General features: G+C 50.0%; 1 tRNA gene and 2 rRNA genes. All 3 read left to right on the top strand.

From position 1 onward, the window contains the following. Positions 1-105 (top strand): 16S ribosomal RNA (locus GUA98_RS29260); the annotation flags it as partial. Between the two features lie 108 nt (positions 106-213). Continuing rightward, positions 214-289 (top strand) — tRNA-Ala (locus GUA98_RS29255). Positions 290-491: 202 nt separating this feature from the next. Continuing rightward, positions 492-1006 (top strand): 23S ribosomal RNA (locus GUA98_RS29250); the annotation flags it as partial.

Below are 1006 nucleotides of genomic sequence, written 5' to 3'. Positions count from 1 at the left end.
GGTGGGGTAACCGCAAGGAGCCAGCCGCCGAAGGTGGGATAGATGATTGGGGTGAAGTCGTAACAAGGTAGCCGTATCGGAAGGTGCGGCTGGATCACCTCCTTTCTATGGAGAATCGTTTCCCGTAGCGGAAACATTCAAATACGCAGGTTCACTGAACCTGCGACAGCAACATCGTTACTTATCCATTTGTTCAGTTTTGATGGAATTTGAGGGGCCATAGCTCAGCTGGGAGAGCGCCTGCCTTGCAAGCAGGAGGTCAGCGGTTCGATCCCGCTTGGCTCCACCAAAGAATTTCGTCTATTTAGCTTGTTCTTTGAAAACTAGATATCGAAACGAAAATTGCGAATTAGAACATTCCTTTTAGCTGAACTTGTGTTAAACAAGTTTCAATATTAGCGAAAACTGCTTTGCGATGGTATCGAATGGGAACGACTTTTGGATTTGCGCAAGCAAACCAAGGGAAGTGAGCAGTCGAAACCGGAGCATATGGTTAAGCTACTAAGAGCACACGGAGGATGCCTAGGCGCTAGGAGCCGATGAAGGACGTGGCGAACAACGATACTGCCTCGGGGAGCTGTAAGCAAGCTTTGATCCGGGGATGTCCGAATGGGGAAACCCAGCTGGGGTAATATCCAGTTACACCTAACTGAATACATAGGTTGTGTAGAGGCATACCAGGGGAACTGAAACATCTAAGTACCTTGAGGAAGAGAAAACAATAGTGATTCCGTCAGTAGCGGCGAGCGAACGCGGAACAGCCCAAACCAGAGAGCTTGCTCTCTGGGGTTGTGGGACGTCTCACATGGAGTTACAAAGGAACGGGTTAAACGAAGAGGTCTGGAAAGGCCCGCCAAAGAAGGTAAAAGCCCTGTAATTGAAAGCCTGTTCCCTCCGAGACGGATCCCGAGTAGTGCGGGGCACGTGAAACCCCGTATGAATCCGGCAGGACCATCTGCCAAGGCTAAATACTTCCTAGCGACCGATAGTGAAGCAGTACCGTGAG

Origin of the sequence: Paenibacillus sp. P13VS, from assembly GCF_015143645.1 — a bacterium.
Taxonomy (GTDB): domain Bacteria; phylum Bacillota; class Bacilli; order Paenibacillales; family Paenibacillaceae; genus Paenibacillus; species Paenibacillus xylanilyticus_A.
Note: the sequence above shows the minus strand (reverse complement) of the source record. Positions and strands in the feature narration are given on the sequence as shown.